General features: G+C 71.2%; 21 protein-coding genes and 3 pseudogenes. 16 read left to right on the forward strand and 8 right to left on the reverse strand.

The window, feature by feature from the left end; genetic code table 11:
- The 3 genes from metE to FHX73_RS39245 all read left to right on the forward strand — a co-directional run.
- Positions 1 to 1,186, forward strand: a 1,186-nt coding sequence (metE, locus tag FHX73_RS39235) for a 5-methyltetrahydropteroyltriglutamate--homocysteine S-methyltransferase (RefSeq protein ID WP_145910852.1), incomplete at its 5' end; no start/stop codon positions are given.
- Positions 1,187 to 1,463: 277 nt separating this feature from the next.
- Positions 1,464 to 1,769, forward strand: a complete 306-nt coding sequence (locus tag FHX73_RS39240; RefSeq protein ID WP_145910853.1) for a trypco2 family protein — start codon at positions 1,464 to 1,466, stop codon at positions 1,767 to 1,769.
- A gap of 37 nt (positions 1,770 to 1,806) precedes the next feature.
- The gene (locus FHX73_RS39245) at positions 1,807 to 6,069 is read left to right on the forward strand and encodes a trypsin-like peptidase domain-containing protein (RefSeq protein ID WP_170305284.1); all 4,263 of its coding nucleotides are present in this window, start codon (positions 1,807 to 1,809) and stop codon (positions 6,067 to 6,069) included.
- Positions 6,070 to 6,151: 82 nt separating this feature from the next.
- Here the strand turns inward: FHX73_RS39245 and FHX73_RS39250 are convergent, their stop codons facing one another.
- Positions 6,152 to 6,553, reverse strand: a complete 402-nt coding sequence (locus FHX73_RS39250; protein ID WP_145910855.1) for a winged helix-turn-helix transcriptional regulator — start codon at positions 6,551 to 6,553, stop codon at positions 6,152 to 6,154.
- Between the two features lie 98 nt (positions 6,554 to 6,651).
- Here FHX73_RS39250 and FHX73_RS39255 point away from each other — a divergent pair, with 98 nt between their 5' ends.
- Positions 6,652 to 7,509: an SDR family oxidoreductase gene (locus FHX73_RS39255; protein WP_145910856.1), complete on the forward strand. Its 858-nt coding sequence runs from the start codon at positions 6,652 to 6,654 to the stop codon at positions 7,507 to 7,509.
- Positions 7,510 to 7,684: 175 nt separating this feature from the next.
- Complete coding sequence (locus FHX73_RS39260; protein WP_145910857.1) at positions 7,685 to 8,467, forward strand: poly-gamma-glutamate hydrolase family protein; 783 nt, start codon at positions 7,685 to 7,687, stop codon at positions 8,465 to 8,467.
- Between the two features lie 14 nt (positions 8,468 to 8,481).
- Here the strand turns inward: FHX73_RS39260 and FHX73_RS39265 are convergent, their stop codons facing one another.
- A complete protein-coding gene (locus FHX73_RS39265; RefSeq protein WP_145910858.1) occupies positions 8,482 to 10,197 on the reverse strand; it encodes a M48 family metallopeptidase in 1,716 nt (571 codons plus the stop codon).
- A 2-nt stretch (positions 10,198 to 10,199) separates the two neighbouring features.
- The gene (locus FHX73_RS39270) at positions 10,200 to 10,631 is read right to left on the reverse strand and encodes a hypothetical protein (RefSeq protein ID WP_145910859.1); all 432 of its coding nucleotides are present in this window, start codon (positions 10,629 to 10,631) and stop codon (positions 10,200 to 10,202) included.
- Positions 10,632 to 10,910: 279 nt separating this feature from the next.
- Here FHX73_RS39270 and FHX73_RS39275 point away from each other — a divergent pair, with 279 nt between their 5' ends.
- Positions 10,911 to 11,561 carry a Crp/Fnr family transcriptional regulator gene (locus tag FHX73_RS39275; RefSeq protein ID WP_170305285.1) on the forward strand — a complete coding sequence of 217 codons (651 nt, stop codon included), beginning with the start codon at positions 10,911 to 10,913 and terminating at the stop codon, positions 11,559 to 11,561.
- A gap of 60 nt (positions 11,562 to 11,621) precedes the next feature.
- Here the strand turns inward: FHX73_RS39275 and FHX73_RS39280 are convergent.
- Positions 11,622 to 12,553 (reverse strand): IS5 family transposase gene (locus tag FHX73_RS39280; RefSeq protein WP_425461484.1). Its coding sequence is split into 2 segments (ribosomal slippage): positions 11,622 to 12,157 and positions 12,157 to 12,553, totalling 933 coding nucleotides; the frame shifts between segments, so codons are not numbered across the junction.
- Positions 12,554 to 12,587: 34 nt separating this feature from the next.
- On the opposite strand from FHX73_RS39280, the gene FHX73_RS39285 reads away from it, so the two are divergent.
- Positions 12,588 to 13,049 carry a hypothetical protein gene (locus FHX73_RS39285; RefSeq protein ID WP_145910861.1) on the forward strand — a complete coding sequence of 154 codons (462 nt, stop codon included), beginning with the start codon at positions 12,588 to 12,590 and terminating at the stop codon, positions 13,047 to 13,049.
- Positions 13,050 to 13,123: 74 nt separating this feature from the next.
- Here the strand turns inward: FHX73_RS39285 and FHX73_RS47735 are convergent, their stop codons facing one another.
- Positions 13,124 to 13,648 (reverse strand): C40 family peptidase, encoded by a 525-nt coding sequence (locus tag FHX73_RS47735; protein WP_145910862.1) that lies wholly within the window; start codon positions 13,646 to 13,648, stop codon positions 13,124 to 13,126.
- A 363-nt stretch (positions 13,649 to 14,011) separates the two neighbouring features.
- Here FHX73_RS47735 and FHX73_RS47740 point away from each other — a divergent pair, with 363 nt between their 5' ends.
- Positions 14,012 to 14,149: a DUF397 domain-containing protein gene (locus tag FHX73_RS47740; RefSeq protein WP_425461485.1), complete on the forward strand. Its 138-nt coding sequence runs from the start codon at positions 14,012 to 14,014 to the stop codon at positions 14,147 to 14,149.
- 320 nt (positions 14,150 to 14,469) lie between these two features.
- On the opposite strand, the pseudogene FHX73_RS39300 reads toward FHX73_RS47740, so the two are convergent.
- Positions 14,470 to 15,385: pseudogene (locus FHX73_RS39300) on the reverse strand (IS5 family transposase).
- Positions 15,386 to 15,477: 92 nt separating this feature from the next.
- Between FHX73_RS39300 and FHX73_RS39305 the strand changes: the two are divergent.
- From FHX73_RS39305 to FHX73_RS39315, 3 genes are read left to right on the forward strand one after another with little or no spacing between them, the layout of a single operon-like run.
- The gene (locus FHX73_RS39305) at positions 15,478 to 16,308 is read left to right on the forward strand and encodes a nucleotidyl cyclase domain-containing protein (protein WP_145910864.1); all 831 of its coding nucleotides are present in this window, start codon (positions 15,478 to 15,480) and stop codon (positions 16,306 to 16,308) included.
- The gene (locus FHX73_RS39310) at positions 16,305 to 16,748 is read left to right on the forward strand and encodes an ATP-binding protein (protein ID WP_145910865.1); all 444 of its coding nucleotides are present in this window, start codon (positions 16,305 to 16,307) and stop codon (positions 16,746 to 16,748) included. The genes FHX73_RS39305 and FHX73_RS39310 overlap by 4 nt, the downstream gene beginning before the upstream one ends.
- A gap of 8 nt (positions 16,749 to 16,756) precedes the next feature.
- A complete protein-coding gene (locus FHX73_RS39315; RefSeq protein WP_145910866.1) occupies positions 16,757 to 17,092 on the forward strand; it encodes an ankyrin repeat domain-containing protein in 336 nt (111 codons plus the stop codon).
- On the opposite strand, the gene FHX73_RS39320 is transcribed toward FHX73_RS39315, so the two are convergent.
- Positions 17,064 to 17,860 (reverse strand): IS5 family transposase gene (locus tag FHX73_RS39320; protein WP_425461486.1). Its coding sequence is split into 2 segments (ribosomal slippage): positions 17,064 to 17,525 and positions 17,528 to 17,860, totalling 795 coding nucleotides; the frame shifts between segments, so codons are not numbered across the junction. The two genes, FHX73_RS39315 and FHX73_RS39320, sit on opposite strands and share 29 nt — an antisense overlap.
- A gap of 794 nt (positions 17,861 to 18,654) precedes the next feature.
- On the opposite strand from FHX73_RS39320, the gene FHX73_RS39325 reads away from it, so the two are divergent.
- The 4 genes and pseudogenes from FHX73_RS39325 to FHX73_RS45320 all read left to right on the forward strand — a co-directional run.
- The gene (locus tag FHX73_RS39325) at positions 18,655 to 19,959 is read left to right on the forward strand and encodes an AfsR/SARP family transcriptional regulator (protein WP_170305287.1); all 1,305 of its coding nucleotides are present in this window, start codon (positions 18,655 to 18,657) and stop codon (positions 19,957 to 19,959) included.
- A gap of 129 nt (positions 19,960 to 20,088) precedes the next feature.
- On the forward strand, positions 20,089 to 22,992 hold the full coding sequence (locus FHX73_RS39330; protein ID WP_170305288.1) for an AfsR/SARP family transcriptional regulator: 2,904 nt from the start codon (positions 20,089 to 20,091) through the stop codon (positions 22,990 to 22,992).
- 90 nt (positions 22,993 to 23,082) lie between these two features.
- On the forward strand, positions 23,083 to 23,490 hold the full coding sequence (locus tag FHX73_RS39335; RefSeq protein WP_145910869.1) for a hypothetical protein: 408 nt from the start codon (positions 23,083 to 23,085) through the stop codon (positions 23,488 to 23,490).
- 141 nt (positions 23,491 to 23,631) lie between these two features.
- Positions 23,632 to 24,075 (forward strand): annotated as a pseudogene (locus FHX73_RS45320) (transposase); the annotation flags it as partial.
- 12 nt (positions 24,076 to 24,087) lie between these two features.
- On the opposite strand, the pseudogene FHX73_RS46880 reads toward FHX73_RS45320, so the two are convergent.
- Positions 24,088 to 24,615: pseudogene (locus FHX73_RS46880) on the reverse strand (recombinase family protein); the annotation flags it as partial.
- A 126-nt stretch (positions 24,616 to 24,741) separates the two neighbouring features.
- Between FHX73_RS46880 and FHX73_RS39345 the strand changes: the two are divergent.
- The gene (locus FHX73_RS39345; RefSeq protein ID WP_145910871.1) at positions 24,742 to 25,356 is read left to right on the forward strand and encodes a flavin reductase family protein; all 615 of its coding nucleotides are present in this window, start codon (positions 24,742 to 24,744) and stop codon (positions 25,354 to 25,356) included.
- The last annotated feature ends 330 nt before the right edge of the window (positions 25,357 to 25,686 follow it).

Here is a 25,686-nt window from a genome sequence, read left to right on the forward strand (position 1 = left end):
GGGCACCGGGGCGATCACCGCCGACCTGGCCGCGAACCGGGCCGACCTGGCCTCCCGCGCCGGCTCGCCGATCACCCGCGACCCGGCCGTGCGCGCCCGCACCGGCGCCGTGACCGAGGCCGATGCCCGTCGCCCGCAGGCCTACCCCGAGCGGGCCGAGGCCCAGCGGGCCCGGCTCGGTCTGCCGCTGCTGCCGACCACCACGATCGGTTCCTTCCCGCAGACCTCCGAACTGCGGTTGGCCCGAGCTGATCTGACGGCTGGTCGGATCGACGCCGAGGGGTACCGGGAGCGGATGGCGGCCGAGGTCCGGGAGGTGATCGCCTTCCAGGAGAAGGCGGGCCTGGACGTGCTGGTGCACGGCGAACCCGAGCGCAACGACATGGTGCAGTACTTCGCCGAGCAGCTCACCGGCTACCTGGCTACCCGGCACGGGTGGGTGCAGTCCTACGGCACCCGGTACGTGCGCCCGCCGGTGCTGGCCGGCGACATCTCCCGCCCGCACCCGATGACCGTCGACTGGTTCCGCTACGCCCAGGGCCTGACGGACCGTCCGGTCAAGGGCATGCTCACCGGCCCGGTCACCATGCTCGCCTGGTCCTTCGTCCGCGACGACCAGCCGCTCGCCGAGACCGCCCGCCAGGTGGCGCTGGCCCTGCGCGACGAGGTGACCGACCTGGAGGCCGCCGGCGCGTCCGTCGTCCAGGTCGACGAGCCCGCGCTGCGCGAGACCCTGCCGCTGCGCGCCGCCGGCCGCCCGGCCTACCTGGACTGGGCCACGACGGCGTTCCGGCTGGCCACCTCGGGCGTGCGCGCGGACACCCAGATCCACACCCACATGTGCTACGCGGAGTTCGGCGCGATCATGACGGCGATCGAGGAGCTCGACGCCGACGTGATCTCGCTGGAGGCCACCCGCTCGCACATGCAGGTCGCCGGTGAGCTCGCCGACGCGGGCTACCCGCGCGAGGTCGGCCCGGGCGTCTGGGACATCCACTCGCCGCGCGTGCCGAGCACCGAGGAGGCCGTCGAGCTGCTGCGGACCGGCCTCGCGGCGATCCCGGCCGAGCGGCTCTGGGTCAACCCGGACTGCGGGCTGAAGACCCGCGGCTGGACCGAGACCCGCGCCTCGCTGGAGAGCCTGGTCGGCGCCGCCCGCCGCCTGCGGGAGGAACTCCTCGGCTGACCCGCCGTCACCAGAGCGCCGGGTCGGGTGCGGGCCACTGCCCCGCCCGCCCCGGCACTCGGAGTCTTCCCGCTCCGTTCTACGCCGTCCTCGCCCTGCCGCTGCTCTTCGCCAACCCGGTCCGCAAGGTCTACCACAACCTCGTCATCACCGGCCTGTCGATCGCCACCGCCTCCTCGGCCCCGGCCGCTTCCAGCACCCTGGCCCCACCGGCCGGGAGAGGGCGCCCTCCCCGATAGGATCCCCGTCGGGGCATGCGGATGAACGAGGGGGACGCGTGATCGAGTTGGCCGAGATGATCGCGGCACTGCGGGGCGAGCTCAATGCCGCGATCGCGGGCGGCGACGGGCAGGCGGTGCGCTTCGAGCTCGGCCCGGTCGAGATCGAGACGACCGTGGCCGTGGAGAAGGCGGCCGGCGCGAACGGCAAGGTGCGCTTCTGGATCGCCGAGGCGGGCGCCGACGGCAAGTCGACGCACACCCGGACCCAGAAGATCACCCTCACCCTGCAGCCCACCCTGGTCTCCGGCGACACCCGGATGCCGGTGCTGATCTCCGGCAACGAGGTGGACGGGGAGCGCTAGGCAAGGGGTGACAGGGCTTTAGATGACGGGGCTTCAGATGACGGAGCTTCAGATGATGACCGGGCTCCAGGGGACGGGCCTGCAGATCGAACGGGTCGCCGAGGTCATCGTCGAGTTCACCAGTGGCCCTCGCCGGCGCGGCTCGGGCTACCTGGTGGCCCCCGCGACGGTCCTCACGGCCGCGCACGTCGTCGCGCACGCCGCCCGGGTCGAGGTGCGGTTCGACTCCGACCGCCCCGGCGAGCGGACGATCGAGGCCCGGACGGCCTTCGCCCACCCGGGCATCGACCTCGCGGTGCTGACGCTCGCCGAGCCCGCCGGCAGTGCCGCCACGGTGTCCTACGGCCGGATCGGCGAGCACGACGCACCCCTGTACTGCAGCGCGGCGGGCTTCCCCTACTTCAAGCTCCGCAAGGACCCCGACAACTCCCGCTACCGCGACCTGGAACACATCCGGGCGATCTGCTCCCCGCTCACCAACCGCCGCGAAGGCACCCTCGAACTGCGAGTGGCAGCCCCCGCCGCCGGGGCGGACGGCTCCCCGTGGGAGGGCATGTCCGGCGCCGCCGTCCTGAGCGGCGGACTCCTCGTCGGAGTCGTCCGCCAGCACCAGGTGAACGACGGCCCGGGGCGGCTCGCCGCCAGCCGGGTGGACCGCTGGGCCGAGAAGCTCAGCGCGAGCGAACTCGACGCACTCACCGGGCTCCTGGGCACCACGATCGACCCGCCGCAACTGCCCGAGGCGAGCCGCACGGCAGCGGCGGGCCGACCGGCCGCCGGCCTGCGCGCCCTGCTCCACGACCTGGTCCCGGACCACCTCGACGACCGGAGCGCCGAACTCGCCGACCTCCTCGACTTCTGCGCCGGCGCCGAACCGTACCGCTGGCTCCAGGGCCCGCCCTGGGCCGGCAAGACCACGCTCGCCGCCTGGTTCGCGCTGCACCCGCCGCCGGGCGTCGTCCCGGTCTGCTACTTCGTCACCTCCCGGCAGGCCGGCCAGGCCGACAGCGCCGACTTCACCGAGCAGCTGATCCGTCAACTCGCCGAGATCGCCGGCCGGGACCCCGAGCCGGACGGCACGCCCGCCAACCGCGACCAGCAGCGCCGCCAACTGCTCCGCGACGCGGCGGCCCGCCTGGCCCGCGACGGCGCCACCCTGCTGCTCGTCGTCGACGGCCTCGACGAGGACCGGTCCGAACGGTCCAGCATCGCCGCGCTGCTCCCCGAGCGCCCGCCCGCGAACCTCCGCGTCCTGGTCACCAGCCGCCCCCGCCCCGGCGTTCCCGCCGACCTCCCCGGCGGCCACCCGCTGCGGCACTGCCCGGTCACCCGGCTCGTCGCCACCCCCGCCGCCCTCGGCATCGAGCACGACGCGCGCTACGAACTCGGCCAGGCGCTGGCCGGCGACACCCTGGACCGCGAGATCCTCGGCCTGCTGACCGCCGCCCGCGGCACCCTCACCCTCGCCGACCTGCGCGAACTGACGGGGCGTGAGCAGTTCGTGGTGCGCGGGCGGCTGGACAGCCCGTTCGGCCGGATCCTGCGCGAACGCGGCGAGCCGGCCGGCGACTCCCTCGTGCGCGGCTACCTGTTCGCGCACGAGACGCTGTTCGCCGCCGCCCTCGACGCCTTCGGGCCGGACCTCGCGCCCTACCGCGAGCGGATCCACGCCTGGGCCCAGCGCTACCGCGCCGCCGGCTGGCCGCCGGACAGCCCCTGGTACCTGCTGCGCCAGTACGGCCGCCTGGCCGTCGGCGAGCAGGACGCGCCGCTGGCCACCGACCTCGCCACCGACCCGCGCCGCCACGACCGGCTGCGCGCGGTGACCGGCAGCGACCAGCCGGCACTCGCGGAGATCGCCGCGGTGCGGCAGCTGATCAGCCGTCAGGCCACCCCGGACCTGGCGAGGCTGGCGGCCCTCGCCGCCGCCCACGGGCTGGTGTCCCGCCGCAACAGCGCACTGCCGCCCGAGGTGCCCGTCATGATCGCCCGCCTCGGGCAGCCGCGCCGCGCGGAGGGCCTGGCGCGCAGCATGACCGGGCCGGGGCGGCTGGACGCGCTGGTCGGCGTGGCGCAGGTGCTGGCCGAAGCCGGCGACGGGCGGGTGGGTGAGCTGGTCCGCGAGGTCCAGCGGGTGGCCGCGGACGTCGGCCTCTACGACCCGCCGTCCGAAGCTCTCTACCGGCGTGACCTGCTCGCCGCCGGCGCCGTGGCACTGGCCACCACGGGCGAGGGCGCGGCGGCCGTCGCGCTCGTGGCGGCGGCAGCAGAGGAGGAGTTCCCCTGGGGCGAGTACGAGTACGAGGACGAGGAGGCGGGGGACGACGTGGTGCCCGGGGTCAGGCTGCGGCGCCGGGACTTCGCCACCGCGCTGTCGCTGGCCGCCGTGGCCAAGGCCCTTCGCCCGCGTGATCCGGGCCTTGCCGAGCGGGCGCTGGCCTTCGTCGAGGCCGCGGTCGAGGACCGGCCGGTGATCGCCCGGATCCGCCTCCTGGCGGCCCTGGCCGATGCCCACGCCGAGGCCGACCCGGCGCGCGCGGCGGAGCTGGTGGAGCGCATCGACCAGGAGGTCGACCTGGCCCTCGATCAAGCGCCCAGCCAGCACAGCCCGGCCGCCGCCCTCGCCTGGGGAGCCGACGACCTCCTCCCGGTCCACCCGGCGGCCGCGGCCCGACTGGCCCGGGCCGCGGCCGAGCATGCGGCGACGCTGCTCCAGCCGCCGACCAGGTCCGACGACGATCGCATCCTGCCCTTCCTGAGCACGCTGACCCGCAGCGGGCAGGTCGCCGAGGCCGAGGCGCTCGCGGGGCGGATCGCCGCCGACGAGGATCCCGCCGACGCGCCGCCCTGGGCGGAGGACCCGGACCCCTCCCACCTGGCACGCGTGCGGGCGTCGATCTGGGGGGTCGTCGCACCGGGCTGGGTCCACTCGGGCGTGCCAGAGCGGGCCCGGGCGGTGGTGGAGCACGCCTTCGCGCCCGGCCAGGCGCCAGCAGAGGTCCTCGCCGAGGTCAGCCGCGCCTTCGCCGAGGCCGGGGACCTCCCGGAAGCCGGCCGCTGGGCCGAGCGGATTCCGGACCCCCGACAACGGGCCAGGGCGCTCTGCGCCATGGCCGAACACACCCTCGCCCAGGACCGGGAACAGGCCCTGCGACTCGCGGAGGAGGCGCTCCAAGCGTCTTTCCAAGCGGCCTCCCGTGATCAGGACCGGTTGTCCGACCGACGGCTGGCGGCGCTGACGGACGCGCTCGCCGCCTGCGCAGACTTCACCGCCGCCGGCCGCGAAGCCCGGTCGATCGCCGGTCCGTTCGAGCGGACCTGGGCACTCGCGGCGCTGGCGGTCCGGTGCCACGAGCGCGGCGCCGGACCGGCCGCCGGGGAATTCGCCGACCAGGCCAGGCAGGAGGGCGAGGACGAGAGCAACCGGTACGACTGGGAGTCGCGCACCACGGCGCTGCTGACGGCCGGTGAGGCGCTGGCGCACCTGGGGCCGTCGGCGCGGCTGACCCGGGTCCTGGACCTGCTGGCGGAAAGCGAGGCCTGGCCGGCCGGCGGGTACGTCGCCGCGCTCGGGGCCCACGATCCCATTCGGGTCGGCGCCCTGTTGGACGGCTACGAACACCAACTCCGGGCAGCCGAGGACCCCGAGGTCAAGATCGCCTGCTGCGTCGACCTCCTCGCCATGGCGGGCCGGCTCGACCCGCCGCGCACGCGGCGCCTGCTGGAGCTGCTGGCGCAGGCCACCGACGAGGATCCGATCTCCCACCCCGTGTACTGGGGGGCGTCCGATCCCAGCTACCAGGCACTGGCCGCACTGCTCCTGCAGCGTGACTTCCCGCAGCGTGCGCGCCTGTTGCGTGAGGGTGTCGACGAGTACGTGTCCGGCCGCGGGGCGAGCAGCTACGAGCCGCGGCTGTTCGGGACGCTGGCCCTCATACATGCCGCCCACGGGGAATGGGCGCAGGCCGAGGAGTGGGCGGACAACGTCTGGGAGAACCCCGCTGACCGGGCCGCCACCAGGTGCGCGCTGGCGATGACCGTCGGCGGGCTCCGTGGGCCGGCCCTGACGACCCCGCTGCTGGCCGACGGATGGCTCGCGCAGGTCCGGGCCTGCATCGAGGCGTTCGCACCCCTGCCCCCGGCGGACGACACCCGACTGGCCCGCGCCCGGGGCCTGCTGACGGACGTTCTGCTCGGCGACGAGTGGCACCACGCCCTGCCCGCCCTCGCCCAGCTGGCCCCCGACGCGGTCCTGGCCGTCCGCGACGTCGTCCTCGACCACCGCGGCGGGGCCGCCTGACACCCCGCTGAGCCAACCCTGCTGAGAGCGGCGACCCGGCCGCTCTCAGCACGCGGGTGGGCCGGGACGCCGAGCCTCGCGGCTACCGGTCCTGCTTGGCCTTCTCGTACGCGTCCTGCGCGGCCATGACGTCCGTGACGTGGCTCTCCGCCCATCGGGCCAGCGACCACACCTGGCGGGCGGCCTCCTCGCCGATCGGGGTGAGGGAGTAGTCGACGCGCGGGGGGATGACCGGGTGTGCCAGGCGGTGCACGAAGCCGTCCCGCTCCAGGGTCTGCAGCGTCTGGGCGAGCATCTTCTCGCTGACCCCGCCGATGGTGCGGCGGAGCTCGCTGAAGCGCCGGGTGCCGTCGGTCAGCGCCGCCAGCACCAGGACGCCCCACCGGCTGGTGACGTGCTCCAGGATCAGGCGCGAGGGACAGCTCGCCACGTTCACGTCGGCTGCCGGCGTCGGGGATACGGTCGACTCATCACTTACTCCCATATCAGTACCTTACTTCAAAGTGGGTACTATCTATAAGTTAGTGATGGCTCTAGCGTCGGTCCTGCATTCGCACACTCGCCGACAGGAGAACGCATCCCATGAGCATCGTGGTCACCGGAGCAACCGGAGTGCTCGGCCGTCTCGTCATCGACGAACTACTGGCCGTGGTCCCCGCCGAGCAGGTCGTCGCCCTCGTACGTGACAGGGGGAGGGCCTCCGACATCGCCGATCGTGGCGTCGAGCTCCGCCTCGCGGACTACAGCGAGCCCGAGAGCCTGGCCGGCGCCTTCCGGTCCGGCGACGTCGTGCTGCTGATCTCCGGCAGTGAGGTCGGGCGGCGCGTCGCGCAGCACACCGCTGTCGTCCGTGCGGCCAAGGAGGCCGGCGTGGCCCGGATCGCGTACACCGGCATCCTGGGCGGCCCCGCAGCCGACTTCGCGCTCGCGGACGAGCACAAGGCCACCGAGCAGGCCATCCTCGACTCCGGTCTGCCCTACACCTTCCTGCGCAACGGCTGGTACACCGAGAACTACACCGCCCAGATCCAGGTCCAGCTGGAGCACGGCGTGGTGGGCAGCGCCGGCGAGGGCAGGATCGGCTCGGCCGCCCGACGGGACTTCGCCGCCGCCGCGGTCGCCGTCCTCACCGGCGAGGGCCACGAGAACCGGGCGTACGAGCTGAGCGGCGATCAGGCCTGGACCCTGGCCGAGTACGCCGCCGAGCTGTCCAGGCAGTCCGGGACGGCGGTCGCCCACGCCGACGTCCCACCGGAGGCCCTCAAGGGGATCCTGCTCGGTGCGGGTCTGCCGGAGGCGTTCGCCGACGTCCTCGTCGACGTCGATGTCGCCGGCATCAGGCGCGGCCTGCTGGAGGGCGGCAGCGGTGACCTCTCCCGGCTCATCGGCCGCCCGACGACCCCGCTCGCCGACACGATCGCGGCTGCGCTGAAGGTCTGAGGCCCAGTCAACCGTGCTCCTCGGGGGACTTCACCCCGGTGGCGGACGGCGGCGTACGGCCTGCCGGGCACACGTGCGGAGTGTCGATCAGTTTCGGGCCGGACCGGTCGGACACTGGTAGCTCGCCGGGCACGTGGGTCCGGCACGCCGCGTGCCGTGAACCGAGGAGCCCGGGTTGACCACTCGACAGGTGCGAGTCGCGATCGCGTCGGCCTTGCTCGTCCTCCTGGTGCAGCCGGCCACTGCCGTGGCGGCGGCCGACGACTGCGCCCCCACCGGGGCCGCGCCTGGGGACCGGTTCGCCGACTTCGCCGATCTGGCCGCGCACGAGCGGGAGGGAACCGACTACCGGGTCACCGCGCGCCGTGGCGTCGGCGGTGGAGCGGAGGTGGTGCAGCTGGCGATCCACGGGGGCGGGATCGAGCCTCCCACCACCCAGCTCGCCGACTACAGCGCGAGGATGACCGGCAGCTCGTTCTACTCCTTCGAGGCCGTGGGAAACGGGGACCCGCGTGACCTCCACGTCACGGCCACGCACTTCGACGACCCCCGGGCGCTCACGTTGGTCGGGGCGGCGCGGTACACGGTGTCCTGGCACGGCGCGGCCGGTGTCGAACCGCTCACGTACGTGGGCGGCCTGGACAGCGATGCGGTCCGGTGGGTGACCGAGGCCCTTCGCGCCGGCGGTTTCCCCGTCGCGGTCCGCAATCCCGCCGCCCTCGCCGGCCGCCAGCCCTGCAACATCGCCAACCGCGACCAGCGGGGAGCAGGCGTCCAGCTGGAGATCAGCCAGGGGCAGCGCCGACAGTTCGTCAAGGACGGCGACCTCGGCCGCGACCGGATCAGCGACCCCCGCTTTCGAACCCCCGCGTTCTACGCCTACACCGCCGCCGTCCTCAGCGCGCTCCACGCCGCGATCGCCGCCCCGATCGCCGCCCCCAGCCCGCCGGCCGGGTGATCGGCGCACCTGCGTCACAGGTGGGTGAAGGAGGCGATGACGAGACTCGCGGTCCCCACCACCATGACGGCGCGGGCGCTGCGAACTTCACGGGGCGTTCGCTTCTCCCGCGACGTCCGGCGGGCTTCCTCGACGGGGAAGGGGCGCAGCGGCCGGGTCACAGCCTCCAGGTCCAGCCCCATCGCCTCAAGGCGGCGGTGGAGTTCTGTGCTGTCCGCGGCGTCCGGCTCCCTCGACAGCGCGTCGTGCACCAGCGCGCCGAGCTCGTCCTGCCCCAGCGCAGGGCAGTCCGCCGTCACCGCGGCGCCCCAGTCGACGCGCCAGGACGCCAGTCCGCCCACGACGAGCCACCGCTGGACCAGCGCGGCAGCGGCTTCGGCCAGCCGGCGTTCACCCTCCCTCGCGCTCGACCGACGGCCGGAGAGTCGGCCGTACTCCTGCACCAGCTGGTGGGAGCGGGTTGCGACGCACACGAGGACGGAGTGCAGTGTCAGCCCGTTCCACTGCTGCTCACTGGGCGTCAGGCGGGCGGCCGCGCGCAGCAGTCGGTCCGCCTCGCCGACGGACGTGAACTCCCCGACCGACGAGAGCCATTGCGGCCAGGGCGTGATCCGGCTGTGGTCGGAGCCGGGGAGTGCATCGGTTCGCGCCCACGGCGTGCGGGCGATCAGCGCCGCCAACTCCGCAGCGCCGTCGAGCGGCTTCGGCGCGGGTGCGGCGCCGCTCGGCGCGCCGGACCGCCGGCCGCGGAGCAGACGCTCCTCCCGTTCGCGCGGACTCGGGTGCGGATTCAACCCGCCACTGCCCAGGAAGGGCAGCGGACCCGCCCGAAAGGCGTGCAGGCGCTCACGGTAGTGGGGCTGGGCCACGATGTGTGCGAAGGCCGCGAACGGATCGTCCGGGACAACTCCCGCAGCCAGGTTGGGTCGCAGGAGCCGCACGGTGAAGTCGTGCCACGAACGGTTCGCGGCATGGTACCCACGCAGTGCTCGCACCATCACCTCCGTGCCGACGACCTCCGCAGCCATGTCGTCGGCCGCGAACTCGTGCTCGCGGCGGGCCGGCAGCACCGTGTCGCGGTAGATCGCGGCGAAGACCAGCAGGGGAGCGAGGGCGATCCACTGGTACATGCGCAGCAAGCCCTTGGTCCTCAGGTCTGCCCGGGCCTCGCGCACGGTGGTGTCCAGGGCGTGCGAGACCCGAACGGTCAGCGCACTGAACCGGGTGTGCCGAGCGGCATCATGGGCGAGCTCATGGGCCACCACCGCGCGAAACTCGTCGGCGTCGAGCGTGATCATCAACGGCGCGCCGATGTACAGGACCCGCCTGCCGCCCAAGAGCCCCAGCAGGGCCGTCCGTTCGACGATCGCCGCGCTCACGTCGACGAGCAGGCGGATCTCGGAGGGCGGCCTGGCGCCGATCCGTTCCACCAGTTCGTCGACCATGTGCCACAGCGCGGCAGCCTGCGCCCTGTCGACCGGTAGTGAACCCTCGCGCACCGGCGCCAGCGGCAGGACGGAACGCACCACCTTGCCCACGAGCAGCACGGCCACGCCCAGGGAGGCCGGCATGGCGTAGAACACGACCCAGTACGCCAAGCCCGAGTTGACGAGCACTCCGATGAACCGCAGGCACAGGAGGTCGAACCACAGGAGCGCGCCGACGGTCAGCAAGCTGACGACGTACCAGGCGGACAGCACGATCAGGCCGGCCAGAGCCCGGGTTCTCATCGTCAGTCCGCTTCTTCACCGCCCTCGCCCTGCCTGAGCGCTTCCACGACCGCGTCCGCGTACACCGTGGCCGTGTCCGCGCTCGCACCGCCGCTCCGGACCGTCGAGACGACCCGGGAGCGGACCTCAAGCAACTGGGCTGCCGTCAGGGGCGTCGGCTGCTCCGGGCGCCTGCGAAGTCGCTTCCAGGTCGCGCGCAGGCCGTTCTCGACCACGACGCCCATCGCCGTCTGCGCCACCAGCAGGGCGAGTTGGGTCGCCTCGGGAGTGATGCTGTCGAACCCGAAACCGTTGACGCCTTCCCGGTCGGGCACCTCTCCGGAGACCCGCGCTTCCCACGCGGCCGCGTTGGCCTCGAAGCCGGCGAGCTCGTTGGGAGCCAGCCGATCGGATGGCAGCTTCTCCAGAACGGCTCGCGCGAGGTGCTTCGGCATCCGATCACTCCGGTATCTGTGGCGCAACTGCAGTATCCGTGGTGCAACTGCGTTCCACGGTAGGGCAACCAAGGAGGTCTGGAGGTGGAACCGCCAATCTCCGCCGGCCAGATCCTCCGCTGCCGAGAGTGCTTGCGTGACCGTGGACACACAACGCGACCTGGCCGAGACTTAGCCTGAGCCGTGCACCGGTCCATGGCCGCGCGCCACGAGCCGAACCGCTGTCGGAGCGTGTCCTCACGGGGGTGAGTGGTGGTCTTCTCGACGGGCGAGCCGCGGTTGTCCGCAGCGGAGGTCGGCCGGATCCGCGCCGGCGGGCGCCGGGCGAGCCTGGACCACGGCAACGTGCTGACGCTTGAGGGGACTTCGGCGGACAAGGTGTTCCTGGTGACGCACGGCGTGGTCAAAGTCTCCTCGGTGTCCGCCGCCGGCGGGTTCAAGCACCTGGCCATCCGCGGACCGGGCCAGCTGGTGGGCGAGTTCGCCTGCATCGTCGGCGGAACGCGGTCCGGGACGGCCGTCGCGGTCACCGACGTATCGGCGTGGGAGATTCCGGCCGATCGGTTCCTGCACACGCTCCGCTCCGACCCGGCGCTCTGCTTCGCCGTCCTGCGGATCATCGTCGGACGGGTGCGCGAGTCCGACGGCCGGATCGGCGAACTCGGCGAGTTCTCCGCGTCCGACCGGGTCGTCCGGCTGCTGGCCCGGCTGGGAGCGAGCTGCGCCGAACACGACGGACCGGCGGCACCGGTCACCGTGCCGGTCGACCAGAGCGAGTTGGCCGGCTGCGCCGGCGTGGCACGCGAGACGGTGAGCCGAACCCTCACCGCCCTCGCCCGCCACGGCATGGCGCACGGCCGGCGCGGCCGGGTGGTGATCGACGACCTACCGGCGCTGATCCGGCGCGCCCAGGAAACCGAGGGCCGGTGAGCCGACCGCCGACCCACGAAGTCCCAGCGGCCCCAGTGGTTCTAGGTTCTGTCCGGGCGATCATGTGCGGAGCCAGATGACGAGGGCTGCTGCGGTGATGGTGCCGAGGTAGACGTATCCGCGTTTGTCGTATCGGGTGGCGACGGCTCTGGCGTGCTTGAGCCTGTTGATGGCCCGTTCGATGGTGTTCCGCTTCTTGTACCGTTCCTCGTCGAAGCCCGGCGGCCGCCCGCCGCGTGAACTCTTGCGCAGGCGGGCGGCCTGACTGTCGGTCTTCTCCGGGATGGTATGCCGGATGCCGCGCCTGCGCAGGTAGTCGCGGCACGGCCCGTTGCTGTAGGCCTTGTCGGCGGCCAGGCTGTCGGGCGTCTTGCGGGGCCGGCCCAAGCCGGTCCGTGGGACGCGGATCTTCTCCAGCACGGGCTCGAACTGCGTGCAGTCCGCCCGCTGCCCCGCGGTGACGATCAGGGACAGCGGGCGGCAGCGGCCGTCCGCGCTCAGGTGGACCTTGGTGGTGAACCCGCCCCGCGAGCAGCCCAGGCCTTCATCTCCAGCACCACCTCCGCCAGGCGGGCGACGAGGCTCTGCTGCGGCGTTTCGTCCTGGTGTTCTCCTGATCCAGCCCCCTTTGGCCCGAGGGCTGGTGGCGGGTCGGTGCGGGCGCCGGCCGCGTGCTGGTGGGCCCGGACGACGGTGGAGTCGACTGAGATGTCCCAGTCGATGTCGTCAGTGGCGTCCGCTTCCGCCTGGACCCGCTGGAGCAGGCGCTCCCATGTCCCGTCGGCCGACCACAGTTGATGGCGTTCGTAGACCGTCTTCCAGGGACCGAAGCGCTCGGGCAGGTCACGCCAGTGCACACCGGTCCGCACCCGGTGCAGAATCCCGTCGATCACCTGCCGATGGTCCCGCCACCGACCACAACGCCTGTTGCTGACCGGCAGGAATGGCCGCAGCCGTTCCCACTCGGCATCCGTGAGATCTCCCCGCCCCATGCCCGGACCAACGAGCAAGGCTGGCGATAGTCACATGATCGACCGGACAATTCCTAGCCGAGGGTGCGGGGGAGTCAGCATCAACGGTCCAGAAACCGACAAGCTGCTCGTGCTTGCCAAGCATGAGGAAGAGAACGAGCGTCGTAAGGCGGTCGCCGACCCGGGGCTCTGGCCGTACGAAGAGGACCCGGCCCGGAGCCAGGAAGACATCGCCGATGCCAAGAAGGCCCGCAAGGCGCGGCAGATCAGCACCGAGCGCTATTACAGTGATCGTGCTGAGTACGAGGCCGAAGAGTGCAAGCTACTTAAAGACTGCAGTGATTGGCAGCGCAGGAGGCAGACCGGTGGAGGCGAGCCAGTTGACGTCGCCACGGAATGGGACTGCCCCGGCATCACGTTGGCGGAGCAGCGTGCCTACATAGAGCAAGCGCTCTCAGCAATCCTCGTTCTATCTGGCGGAACCTGTATGCGGACAACGTCCGCCTACGTCAGATAGCCACCAGAGCGAACGTTGCCCAGGGTGTCACTGAAGGACCTCAAGCGACTTTTATTGTCGCCTGTCGCGGCTGCTCAGCCCGTTGGGCGATCCGCCCTAACCTCATCACCGAGGCTCGAAATATTTTCCGACACAACTCCATTATCCAAATCTCCGGCCGTAACGATCTGACCATTGCCGACGAAGATTCCGACTCCTCGAGGACCGTCGTTAGACCAGTCAAAGAACACCAGGTCGCCTGGCTGAAGACCAGACAGGGCGACCCCCGGAAATGCTGACCACTGCTCAACTACGGTGCGCGGGATAGAGTAGCCCGCCTGCGCCCATGCCCACTGGGTCAAGCCCGAAGAGTCGTAACCCGGCTCACAGGAAGTGCCTCCGTAGTTGTAACCGCAGCCGACTTGCGTGGTGGCGGCATAGGCGGCATTATCCCCAGCCGCGGTGTCCGCAAAGGCATGCCCAGCGAAAGAGGCGAACGCAGCCCCCGTAGCCAGAGTTGCAATCAAGCGAACGCTCTTACTTCGTAAGAGCCTGATATGCGTCATGCTTGGACCTCCTGTGAAGTTTTGGGGGCCAAAGCGGCCCTGGTCGCCGTGCATTGCCTCTCGGATGGATTCGAACCATGAGCTGCCTTCTAGCACAGGTCACGACCCACTCGAATGCAATGCGTCGTGGCAGTGATAAAAATCACAGGCCTCCAGCGTTTAAGAACGGGATGTCTGGTTCCTGAAGGGATCCCGTTGTCCAATTCTAGGCTTCCTGGCGCGTCGCTACCATGCTGATTAGGTTTGATGGTGAATGCACTTTGTGTATAGCTATTCAAAGCCGCCAGCCTTAAATTTGTGAATGCCCTCTCGCGTCTGGTCGTCGCTTCGAGAGTTCATGCAGCTTCTCGCGCAGGGCAATCTGCGCCCATGAGTAGTCGAGAAGCTTTATTTCTGATGCGGAAAAGGGTTTTTGGAATGCCTAATCCGGAAGGGCTGGGCTGGTTCAAGTCCGGCTATGGCAATGCTAACTCTGAGTGTATCGAGGTAGATTGCAGTGCGGGGCCAATCATCCCGGTTTGCGACGGTAAGAATCCCCACGGGTCAGTACTGTAATTCTCCGAGGATTCGTTGGGCATGTTTATCGGAGAAATTAATAGTGGCCATGCGCGAAACTTCTGACTGAGATCGCGATATTGCCGCGCCCGATTAGCTATCGGGCTGGGCTTTCTATTGTTCCGCGCGCGAGGGCAGATGATTCGTCCGCCTAGGTTGGCAGAGGTCACTACGTCGAGGGGCAGGGGCCGCCATTCCATTTAGAGTACGGCCAGGGCCAGCCCGTCAAGGGAGCCTTCGGCGTCGCTACGCGATCGGCAAACCCACCCTTGACTGCCTGACCCAGGCCTTAGGACGTGTCCTGGCGATCATGTGCGGAGTCATATGACCAGCGCGGCTAGGGTGACGGTGCCAAGGTAGACGTAGCCGCGCTTCTCGAACCTGGTCGCTACCGCCCGGAAAGCCTTGAGCTTGTTGATCGCCCGCTCGACGGTGTTGCGTTTCTTGTAGCGGTTCTTGTCGAATCCGGGCGGTCGGCCACCGGCCCGGCGCGCCGGACTCGACTGGCGGCCTGGTCGCGCTTCTCGGGGATGACGTGCCGGATTCCACGTCTGCGCAGGTAGCGGCGGGTTCGGCGGTTGCTGTAGCCCTTGTCGGCGCTGACGCTGTCCGGCTTGGTGCGCGGCCTGCCGCAGGTCAGCCTCGGTACCCGGATCCCGTCCATGACACGCTCGAACTGGGTGCAGTCGGCGCACTGCCCGGGCGTGATGACCAGCGAGAGCACCCGGCAGCGGCCGTCCGCGCTCAGGTGGATCTTGGTGGTGAACCCGCCGCGCGAGCGGCCGAGCGCCTCACCTCCCGCACCACCTCCGCCAGCCGGTCGATCAGTTCCGCCCGAATCCGAGCGGCTTTGACCATCTGCGCGGAGCCCCCTTTGAGGGCGGGTGGCGGAGCGTGCCGGGCACCGGCGGCGTGGTGGTGCGCGCGCACGGACGTCGAGTCGACCGAGACATCCCAGTCGATCTCGCCGGCCGCGTCCGCCTCGGCCTGGATCCGCCGCAGGAGCCTCTCCCACGTCCCATCCGCCGACCAGCGACGATGCCGCTCTTGCACCGTCTTCCACGGTCCGTACCGCTCCGGCAGATCACGCCACTGCACGCCCGTGCGTATTCGGTACAGCACCCCGTTCACGACCTGGCGATGGTCCCGCCACCTGCCACAACGCCCGTTGCTCACCGGCAGCAACGGCTCCAGACGCTCCCACTGGGCATCCGTCAGATCAGTCCTACTCCCCATAGTCGTATCAACGACTCAACTGATCGCCAGGACACTGCCTAGTGGCCTCAGCGGTCCTAGTGGTCCCAGCCGTTCGACACCAAGGAGACACCGTGTCAGATCGGGACAGTCACCCGGCCCATCACCCGATCCTCGTGGTCGACATCGAGAACTCCAGCGGCCGCCCGGCGGACGTCCGCCTGCGCCTGCAACGCGACACCGCCGACCTCGTCGGCTTCGTGCTCGCCGAGGCCGGCACGGACCCCCGCAGCTGCACCATCGACGAGCGCGGCGACGGTGCCCTGGTGGTCCTGCCGTCGGGCAGCGCGAAGACCGCGCTCACCGATGCCTGCCTGCACCAACTCCCGGGCCGGCTCGGCCGACTGGCCCGGCAGCACACCGAACTCGCCCGGCTGCGGCTGCGGATCGCGCTGCACGCGGGCGAGCTGGTCCGGACGGCGCAGGGCTCCTGGCTCGGTGACGCGGTGGACCAGACCTTCCGGCTGGCCGACTCGCCGCTGGTCAAGGAGGCCCTGGCCGCCGCTCCGGAGGCGCTCATGGCCCTGGTCGTGTCGGAGAGTTGGTTCGACGGCGTGGTGCGGCCAGGGCTCTGCGCCGCACGCGAGCAGGACTTCCGACCGCTCTCCTTCACCAGCCACGGCCGCCGGTTCGACGCCCGGCTGGCGCTGCCGGGAGCGGCTCCGACGGTGCAGCCGCCCGCCGGGAACGGCACCTTGCGCGCCCAGCCGGACGTGAAGGCCGAGCCGGCCCCGGCCCCGGAGGCCGAGCCGACCCCGGCGCCCGCCCCGGCGGCCGTTGCAGCTCCGGCGCACGGTGCCCCGGACGCGAGCGGCTCGGTGACCATGCGCGCCGAAGTGTCGGGCGGCGGCAGCGTGTTCCAGGCCGCCGGCGACCAGACCATCAACCTCGGCGGGGAGAAGTGACCGACCCGCAGGATCCGCAGCCACCCGCCAGACCGGCCCGAACGGGCCCGCCGAACCAGCTGGTTCGCGTCTCCGGCGGCGGGAACGCCTTCGTGGCGGGCGGCGACCAGCACATCCACTACGGTCCGGGAGTCCGCCGCGTCGGCATCGGCGAGGGGGCCGAGGCGCTCTGCCCGTACCCGGGCATGACGCCGTTCGGGCCGGAGCAGAGCCACTGGTTCTTCGGCCGGGACCAGGCGGTCGCCACCGTGTGCGCGCAGATGGACAAGAGGCTCGGCGAGGGCGGCGCGCTGGTCGTCATCGGACCGTCGGGAGTCGGGAAGTCCTCGCTGCTCGCGGCCGGTGTGCTGCCCAGGGTCGCGGCGGGCGCCATGCCCACTAAGAAGTCATCTCATTTGGGATTGAGGGCATCTCTTCCGCTTGAGCCCGGCTGGGATTGAATGTTCTGGTGAGTGACTATTGGACCCCGGCGCATCAAGCCGTGGAGCGCGAGGACGCTGAGGCTCTGGCCCGTTTGCTGGCTGCTTGCGGCAACCCGGACGAGGTTTTCGGGGAGATGACCCTCCTGACTCATGCGATCGATGCCGAGGGGGATGGCGCCCTTCAAGCGGGCAAACCCTTGACGGTGCACACCACGGCTGTGCTGTTGGCGTTCGGCGCTGACCCGTGCTTGGCCGACCCCGCAGGACGCACGTCGATGGCCATGGCCGCGCACTACGGCCACACTCCTGCCCTTCAACTGCTTCAGGCACACATCAACCGGCAAGACGCCGATAGCAGATGAGGGCTGCGGCGATGCTGGCGAAGGCCGTGAAGTGGTCGCCCTTGCGCTCGTAGCGGCGGTGGAGCCGGCGGAAGCCGCCGAGCCAGGCGACGGTGCGCTCGATCACCCAGCGGTGCTGGCCGAGTCGCTGTGAGGAGTCGATGCCTCGGCGCGCGATGCGAGCCGGGATCTGACGTCGTCGCAGGTAGGTACGGATGAAGCGGTGGTCGTAGGCTTTGTCGCCATGCAGTTTGCCGGGCCTGCGTCGCCTGGGGCCGCGGCGGGAGCGGATCGGCGGGATGGCGTCGGTGAGCGGGATCAGGGCCTGGCTGTCGTGGACGTTGGCCCCGGAGATCGCGAGCGACAGGGGTAAACCGGTGAGTTCGGTGAGCAGATGGATCTTTGACCCGTACTTGCCTCGATCAACGGGATTCGGACCTGTCAGTTCCCCCTTTTCAGGGCCCTCATGTTCACCGAGTCGACCGCGCACCGCGACCAGTCCAGCTCGCCCCGCGAGCCGAGTTCGTCCAGGACGCCCCGGTGGAGCTTGGCCCACACTCTGGCCTTGCTCCACTCGGTGAAGCGTCGGTGAGCCGTCGGCCCGGAGGGGCCGAAGCAGGGCGGCAACTGGGCCCAGGTGCACCCCGAGGTCGCGACGAACACGATCGCTGCCAACACCTCGCGGTCTCCGTGGCGCCGCCGGCCACCGCCCTGCGGGCGTACCGGAGCATCCGGCACCACCAACTGGAACAGCTCCCACAGCTCGTCTGGCACCAGACGCTCAACGATCAGCACGCCCGGAGTCTACTCAATCGCCCAAATGAGATGACTTCTAAGTCGTTGAGGCCGGTGGCCGTTGGCGGACCGCTCCGCAAGGCCACCGGCCCGGTCCCGGATAGCCGGGCAGAAGGACACTCTCAGCGTCCGGGCGGCAGCGCCAGAGCCGAACCAGACTTTCGAACACTCTCTGACGGTTCATCGGGGAGGGTCGAAGGCGCTCCGGTCGCTGCCGGTGGGAAGGGTGTGCGCATGCGGGGAACAGTTGCGGGTGCCGATGTCGGCGCCGGTCCTGGGAGGCTTGGCCCGGCGCCAGGTCTGGCAGGCCCGCGGTGTACCCGGTTGTTCCGCCGGTCGACCAGTGACCCGGACTTCCGTGGCCGGGCAGCTGCGCACGGTTCTGGACGCAACCGTGACTCCACCCGCCGACGCTGCTCTGCACACGGCGCGGATGCGCGGTTCCTGGTGGACCACTCGGCCCCCGGCGGAAGGGCTTCGGCCCTCGGGTGAGGTTCGAAGCCGAAGCCGTTCGGTCGCCTGATGGCATGTCAGGCGTCGAGGTCGGGAGCGCTCCGGGCCGTACCCCGAGCACGCTCATCTGTACGCCCCGGCGCACGGGTCTTCGCTCTCCGGGAGCGCATCGAGCGGTCCCCGCGCGCGGCATCCGGCGTGCGGGCTCGGTGCCGCGCCCCTCGGCACCGGCGGTCCATCGGGTAAATGACCGGGAGTGTGGGGCTTGCCGCCGAGTCACGCTCTGGATCGGTATGCTGACGAACTGTTGTCCTCTGTGTGCTGGAGGGATAGTGGTGGAACTGCACTTCACTGTCCTGGGACCGCTGCGGGCCTGGCACGCGGGTCGGGAGCTGCGGATCAACCGGGCCCGGGACCGAGCCGTGCTCGCGGTGCTGCTCGTCGCCGCAGGACGGCCCGTGCCGGTGGGAGAGATCATCGACGGGGTGTGGGGCGAGGAGGAGGACGAGGCGCCGGACCGGTTCGTCGCCCTCCCCGGCCACGTGTACCGGCTCCGCAAGGTACTGGACGGAGCGGCTCCCGGACGGGCCGGCGCGAGCGTCCTGCGGCACGTGGGCAAGGGGTACCGGCTGGACGTCGATCCGCAGGCCACCGACCGGACAGCGTTCCTGGCCGGGCTCGCCGCCGCCACTGCCGCCCACCGGAACTGGCAGCCGGAGCGTGCCCGGTCCCTGCTCTCCAGTGCGGTGGCGCTGTGGTCCGGGGGCCGGGCACTGGACGATGTGCCGGGGCCGTTCGCGGCGCACGAACGCCGGCTGCTGGCTGCCCGGCGGGAGGCGGCCGTGCGGGACCGCCAGGAGCTGGATCTGGCACTGTCTGGCCGCGCGGGCCCGGCGGTGGTCATGCGGGAAGTACGGCGACCGTTCCAACTTCCTCCCGACCTGACCGACTTCACCGGTCGGCAGGCCCAGTTGGCCGCGATCGCCGAGGCCCTGACCGGCCCGGCCCGGCCCGCGGCACCGCTGGTCACGGTGATCGGACCGCGTGGGGTCGGCAAGAGCACCTTGGCGGTGCACGCCGCCCACCGGGCCGGCGCCGCCTATCCGGACGGGCAGTTGTACGCGAACCTGCGTGGTGCCGGCCGCGATGCGGCGCCCCGGATCCTGGCGGCGTTCCTGCGTGCGCTGGGCGTCGAGGAGCGCGCGTTGCCGGTGAGCCCGGCCGACCGCCGCGTCCTGTTCCACCGGTTGCTGACCGGACGGCGGGTGCTGGTCGTCCTCGACGGCGACACCGCTGTGGAGCCGGTCCGCTCGCTGTTGCCGACGGCACCCGGTTGCGCCGCTCTCCTCACGCTCGATGGACCGGGTGGACCCCGGAACCGGCCACCGGGGGAGCACAGCGTCAGTCTCGACCGGATGACCTCGCAGGAGGCGCTGCTCCTGCTCGGCCGGGTACTCGGCCCGGAGCGGCTGGCCCGTGAGCCGTTGTCGGCACGAGCGCTGGCCGCCGCCTGCCATCACCTGCCGGGGCCGCTGCGCTGCTCGGCCGAGCTGCTGGTACGCCGCCCGGCCTGGCCGATCTCCGCGCTGGTCCCGGCGGGTGCGGAGCAGCGGACGAGCTGTGCCCGGGCCGGGCGGTAGTGGCCGGGACGGCAGGGAGAGGAACGAACGGTGAGTCGGAGCGTGTCCCCGAGGACGGATGTGTCGGCTTGGTGGCGACAGCACTCCGACAGCCTGCCAGGCGGCGGGGCGGGTCTGCACTTCCGGCTGTTGGGCCCGCTGGGCGGCTGGCACGACGGGTACCCCCTCGACCTGGGGCGGCGGCAGCAGCAGGCCTTCCTCGCCATGCTGCTCGCCCAGCCGGGCCGGGTGCTGACGCCGGCCGCGCTCACCGGTGGGGTCTTCGAGGAGAACCGCCCACCGAATCGGCCCAGGTCCGTTCTGGCCACCCACGCCTACCGGCTGCGCCGGGAGCTCCGGAAGGTCGGTGCTGAGCGGCTGCTGGTCACGGTCGACGGCGGCTACCGGTTCGACGTGGCCGTCCAGGGCGTGGACGTCGGCGTATTCGACTTCCTGGTCGCGCAGGCCGACCTGGCCCGCGCAGCCGGCGAGCGCGCCCGGGCTCGGGACCTGTTGGCCCAAGCGCTCGCCCTGCACCAGGGCGAACCATTGGCGGGCCTGCCAGGACGTCACGCCGACGAACTGCGCCGGCATCTGATCGAGCGCCAGGTGACGGCGCTGGAGACCAAGCTGGGGCTGGACGTCGAGCTCGGCGACAACCCCTCCTGCCTCATCGACCTGGCGGAGGCCGTCTTCGCCCACCCGTACCACGAGCGGTTGCGGGCAGTGCTGATGCTGGCGCTCCGCCGGGCGGGCCAAGCGGCCGAAGCCCGGGCCGTGTACGCCGAAGCCCGCCGCTTTTACCACTACCAGGGATTGGGTCGCGCGGAGCTGGACGCCCTGCTGGCCCGGATCAGCAGCCCGCCCCAACGGCCGGCAGCCGCCGCGGCAGCTGCTCCCCCCATGATGCTCCATCAGCTTACTTCCGACATCGTGGACTTCACCGGCCGCCGACCCGAGGTGGCGAGGATGACCGGCCTGCTCTCCCAACCGGACCCGCCCGCCGTGGTCGTCCTGGCGGTGAACGGCCTGGGCGGGGTCGGGAAGACCACGCTGGCCCTGAACGTCGCACACACCCTGCGCGACCACTTCTCCGACGGCCGGCTCCAGCTGGACCTGCGCGGCACCAAGGCCGACCCACTCGACCCCGCCGAGGGGCTCGCCACCCTGCTGACCGCCCTCGGCGTGCCGGACCGGGCGGTCCCCGCCGACCCGGTGGAGCGCGCCGCGCTCTACCGCACGACGGTAGCCGGACGCCGGCTGCTGCTCCTGCTCGACGACGCGTCCGACGCCGCGCAGGTGATCCCGCTGCTGCCGGGGGCCAGGACCTGTGCGGTGCTGGTCACCAGCCGCGGCTGGCTGAGCCTGCTCCCCGGCGCCCACCACCTCCACCTCGACGCCATGCCACTGTCTGAAGCGATCGACCTGCTGGCCGTCATCGTCGGACGCGCCCGGGTCGAGGCCGAGCCGCAGGCGGCCGCCACGATCGCCGCGGCCTGCGGTCTGCTGCCCCTGGCCGTGCGGGTGGCCGGTTCCCGGCTGGCCGCCGATCCCGGGCAGCCGCTGGCCCGGCTCGCCGCGAATCTCGCCGACGAGAGGATCAGGCTCGCCGAACTCGCCCATCACCAGACCGCCGTGGAGCCCGTACTCGCGCTCTCCTACGCCCGGCTGAGCACCGAACAGGCACGCGCCATGCGGCTGGTCGCCGTGCCCGACGTGCCCGAGATCGCGCTCGCCGCCGCCGCTGCCCTGCTCGACCACGGAGCCGAGGAGGCCCGCGCGCTACTGGAGTCGCTGGTGGACCTCAACCTGCTGCAGTCACCCGCCGCCGACCGGTACGCCTTCCACGACCTGGTGAAGGTGTTCGCCCGCCAGCAGAGCGGCCGGCAGGACACCGCCGCGGCGGTCACCGCAGCGTTCGCCCGGCTGCTCGACTTCTGCCTGGCGAGCGCCCGAAACGCCGAAGGGACCTCGGCCCGCACCCCCGACCGCGCTCGGCGCAGGCCGGTCTCGGCCACGACCGCCAGACCGGGCCTGGCTTTCCGCACCACTGAAGAGGCCAACCACTGGATGCTGGCCCAGGGCACCCTGCACCAGGCGGTGATCCGCCGGGCCTGCCGTGACCCCGAGCTGTCGCTCACTCAGAGCGCCGACCTGCTGGATACGCTGGGCTCGGCCCTCTTCCTCTTCGGCCGCAGCCACGCGGCGTCGGTGGCCGAGCTCGCCGCTGACCTCGCGACCGCCGCCATGCACCGTGGTGAGCGTGCCGGCGAGGCGGCGGAAGGGGCGAGGGAGGCGGAGGCGATGGCGCGCTCGGTGCGCGGCGGCATGCTCTGGCACACCGGCCGCTTCGCCCAGGCCGCAGCCGAACTCGACCGCGCGCTGCCGCTCTGCCAGGGCGGCCCGGAGCCGCACAGGCTGCGTGCGCGGGTGCTGCACCTGCGCGGCGCGACCGCTCGGATGCTGCGGAAGTACGAGGAGGCGATCGACGTGATGACCGTGGCCGCCGCGCTCTACCGCGAGCTCGGCGACCGGGCGGCCGAGGGTGTGTCGCTCGGCGAAATGGCCATCAGCCAGGCCCAGACCGGTCGCCACGCCCAGGCCAGGGCCACCGCCGTACGCGGCGCCGAGCTGACGGCCGGGCAGTTCAGCAGCGCCGAGGCGCTCGCCCGGATCCACCTCGGCCGGGTGCTCCACCTGGTCGGCGATCTGGCCCTGGCGCTCACCGAAGCCGAGCAAGCGGGCCGTCGGACGCGCAGCCTGGGCCTGACCGAGTACCAGGTCGCCGCAGGCGTCCTGGCCGTCCGGGTCCACCTGGCGGCCGGGCGCGCGCGGACCGCCCTCCGGTTGGGCGAGGAACTCCTACCCCTGGCGCGTCAGGCCTCGGGCACGCTCGAAGGATTCCTGCTTGAGACCCTCGGCGAGGCGTGCGCGGTGCTGCACCGCACCGATCGGGCCACCGACTGGCTGAACGAGGCGCTGGGTCGGTTCCGGCAGCTGGGCCTCTCCACGGAGGCGGCCAACGTCGAGCGAGCGCTGGAATACCTGACTTGACCCGAGTGCTCATCAAATGTCCATCACCGTACACGAACCTGTTCACGTGCCCGGCGATCGGACCGGGCCGAAGTGAGCAGGAGGATCACCATGTTCGTCAATGGTCTCAGGAAGGCGGCCGCGGCCCTGGTCGGCACGGCCTTGGCCACCGGCATCGCACTGGCAGGCAGCGCTGGAACCGCCGTGGCTTCGAGCGGCGGCGGCTGCGGCGGCACCGCCACCGAGCAGGCGTGCGTGAGTGCGGGCAACGGCCAGGTCACCGCGACGGCGACCAGCAACTTCGGCAACGGCAACTGCAACGAGGAGGTGATCCTCTGGGACTACACCGCCGGCGGCAAGGCCCTGGACACCACCTTCCCCTGCCACAGCGGCCCCTACAGCTTCACCTGGACCCTCACCGACCCGACCGCGGGCCACGATTACAAGGCCGAGGTCCGCTTCTACTGGCCCGGCGGCTCGGGCTACGACTACCAGCTCAGCCCCGACCTGTTCTACTGACCGGCCCCGCTCCGCACCCGGATGCCCGACCCGCTTGAGAACGACGGCGGGTCGGGCATCCGCCTTCGCACCAGTGAGTCGGTGCGGCTGTGCGCCGGGTAGTGGCGTACGAGTTCAACTCCACGAAGACCCCCCGGGGGGCTCGTCGTCTCCGACGCCCACGCAGGACTGGTGGACGCGATCGGAGCGACCCTGCCCGGGGCATCCTGGCAGAGATGCCGAACGCACTACGCCAGGAATCTGCTCTCGCAGGTCCCCAAGCCCGCCCAGCCCTGGGCCGCGACCCTGCTGCGGATCGTCTTCGAACAGCCCGACGCGAAGGCCGTCCGCCAGCAGATGGCCACTGTGCTCGCCGCCCTCGACGAGCGATTCCCCAAAGCAGCCGAGCACTTGGAGAACGCTCGCGAGGACCTGCTCTCCTTCGCCGCGTTCCCCCGCACGGTCTGGAAGTCGATCTGGTCGAACAACCCGGAGGAACGGCTCAACAAGGAGATCCGGCGCCGCAACGACGTCAAAGGACATCCTGGACGGCTTCGAGCGGGCAACGCGGCGGGCCGTGTCCTCGGAGGACTTGAGGGCCATGACGCACATCAAGCGGGCCATGTGGCGGTCGCTGTCGTTGATGAGGTTCATCCGGCCGCCGGTGGCGCCGACGACCGGGCGCTGGGTGTGCTCGACGATGTCGATCAGGTCCTCCAGGTCGCGGGGTTGGCGGACCAGGCGGTCGAGGTCGTAGAAGATGACCCCGTCGATCACCCCGGCGGCGAGGTCGGCGAGCAGGCGGCGGAACTCGGGGCGGATGACGACCCAGTCCACGCTGCCGTCGCTGCGGGTGATCTTGCGCTTCTTGAAGGCGGAGGTGTCGTTCTCCTTGTAGACCTTCGCGAACGGGCCCCAGCGCAGACGCGAGCGAGTGTCTTCGGCATCCTCCAGCTGGCGGTCGACGCCGGCCTCCAGGCCGAAGCGATCGGAGGAGATGCGTAGGTACACGCCGGGGCGGCGCGGGACGAACTTTGACAGCTCGTCGTACAGGTTGAGGGTGACCCGGCCGCCGCGGGCGTGGGCGGGGATCTCGACGCCGTCCCAGTCGAATGGCGCGTCGAGCAGGGCGATCGGTTCGGTCATGACGGTACTGCTCCAGGGCTCGTGCCTGCCGGCATCGGGCACCTTCCGTCAGAACCACGAGCTTGGTGGCACCGCGATCCACAGCTAGGATCCGCCGCCTGCGCACGGCCCTGGATACTTATGGGCATGCGTATCGACTTCGACCCTCAGACCATGGCCCGCAACGACGTGTACCGGTTGCTCACCGCCACCGTCGTGCCGCGGCCCATCGCCTGGATCTCCACGATCAGCAAGGATCGCTTTATACCGAACCTCGCACCGCACTCGTTCTTCACGATAGCCAGCACGCAGCCGCCGATCGTGCAGTTCACGTCGGTGGCGAGTCGGGACTCGCTGCGGAACGTGATGGAGACGCGGGAGTTCGTGGTGTGCCTGGCGCCGGAGGCGTTGATGGCCGAGGTGAACGCGTCGGGGACGGACTTCCCGGCGGAGGTGGACGAGTTCGAGGCGATCGGGCTGGTGGCCGAGCCGTCGGCGCGGGTGAAGCCGGCCAGGGTGGCGGGGTCGCCGGTGGCGTTGGAGTGCCGGCTGCACAGCACCGTCAGCCTGGGGGACGGGACCGTGGTGTTCGGGGAGGTGGTGCACATGGCGGTGGACGAGGCGGTGTTGGTCGACGGGCACCCGGAGATCGGGTTGCTGCGTCCGCTGTCGCGGCTGGGGCGCAACGAGTGGGGGATCGGGGTGGAGGTGGCCGCGGTGGACCGGATCGGCTACGCGGAGTGGGTCGAGGGCAAGCGCTGATGAGGTGACGGATCGTCGGGGGAGGGCCGGGCAGCTGCCCGGCCCTTTTCCTTTGCTGGGACGAGTGCTTGGCCGAGTGCTGGGACGAGTGGGCGCCCGCCGTGCGGCTAAGCGGATTCAAACCTTCGAGGCGTGATCAACTTCCCGTGACTGCAGGGACTTTGATGTGTCCCCGTGTTCTTGACCGCCGACACGGCTGGCCCTATGTTCGTCACCGCAAGGCCGTCAGCAGAGATGAATGACAGTCGGCATCGAGGCAGCCAGAGAAAATATCGGGCGATTCCCGTCGCGCACGGGTTCGTGCTCCCGCCCGCGAGGTGAGTCCAGGAT

Source organism: Kitasatospora viridis (genome assembly GCF_007829815.1).
Taxonomy (GTDB): domain Bacteria; phylum Actinomycetota; class Actinomycetes; order Streptomycetales; family Streptomycetaceae; genus Kitasatospora; species Kitasatospora viridis.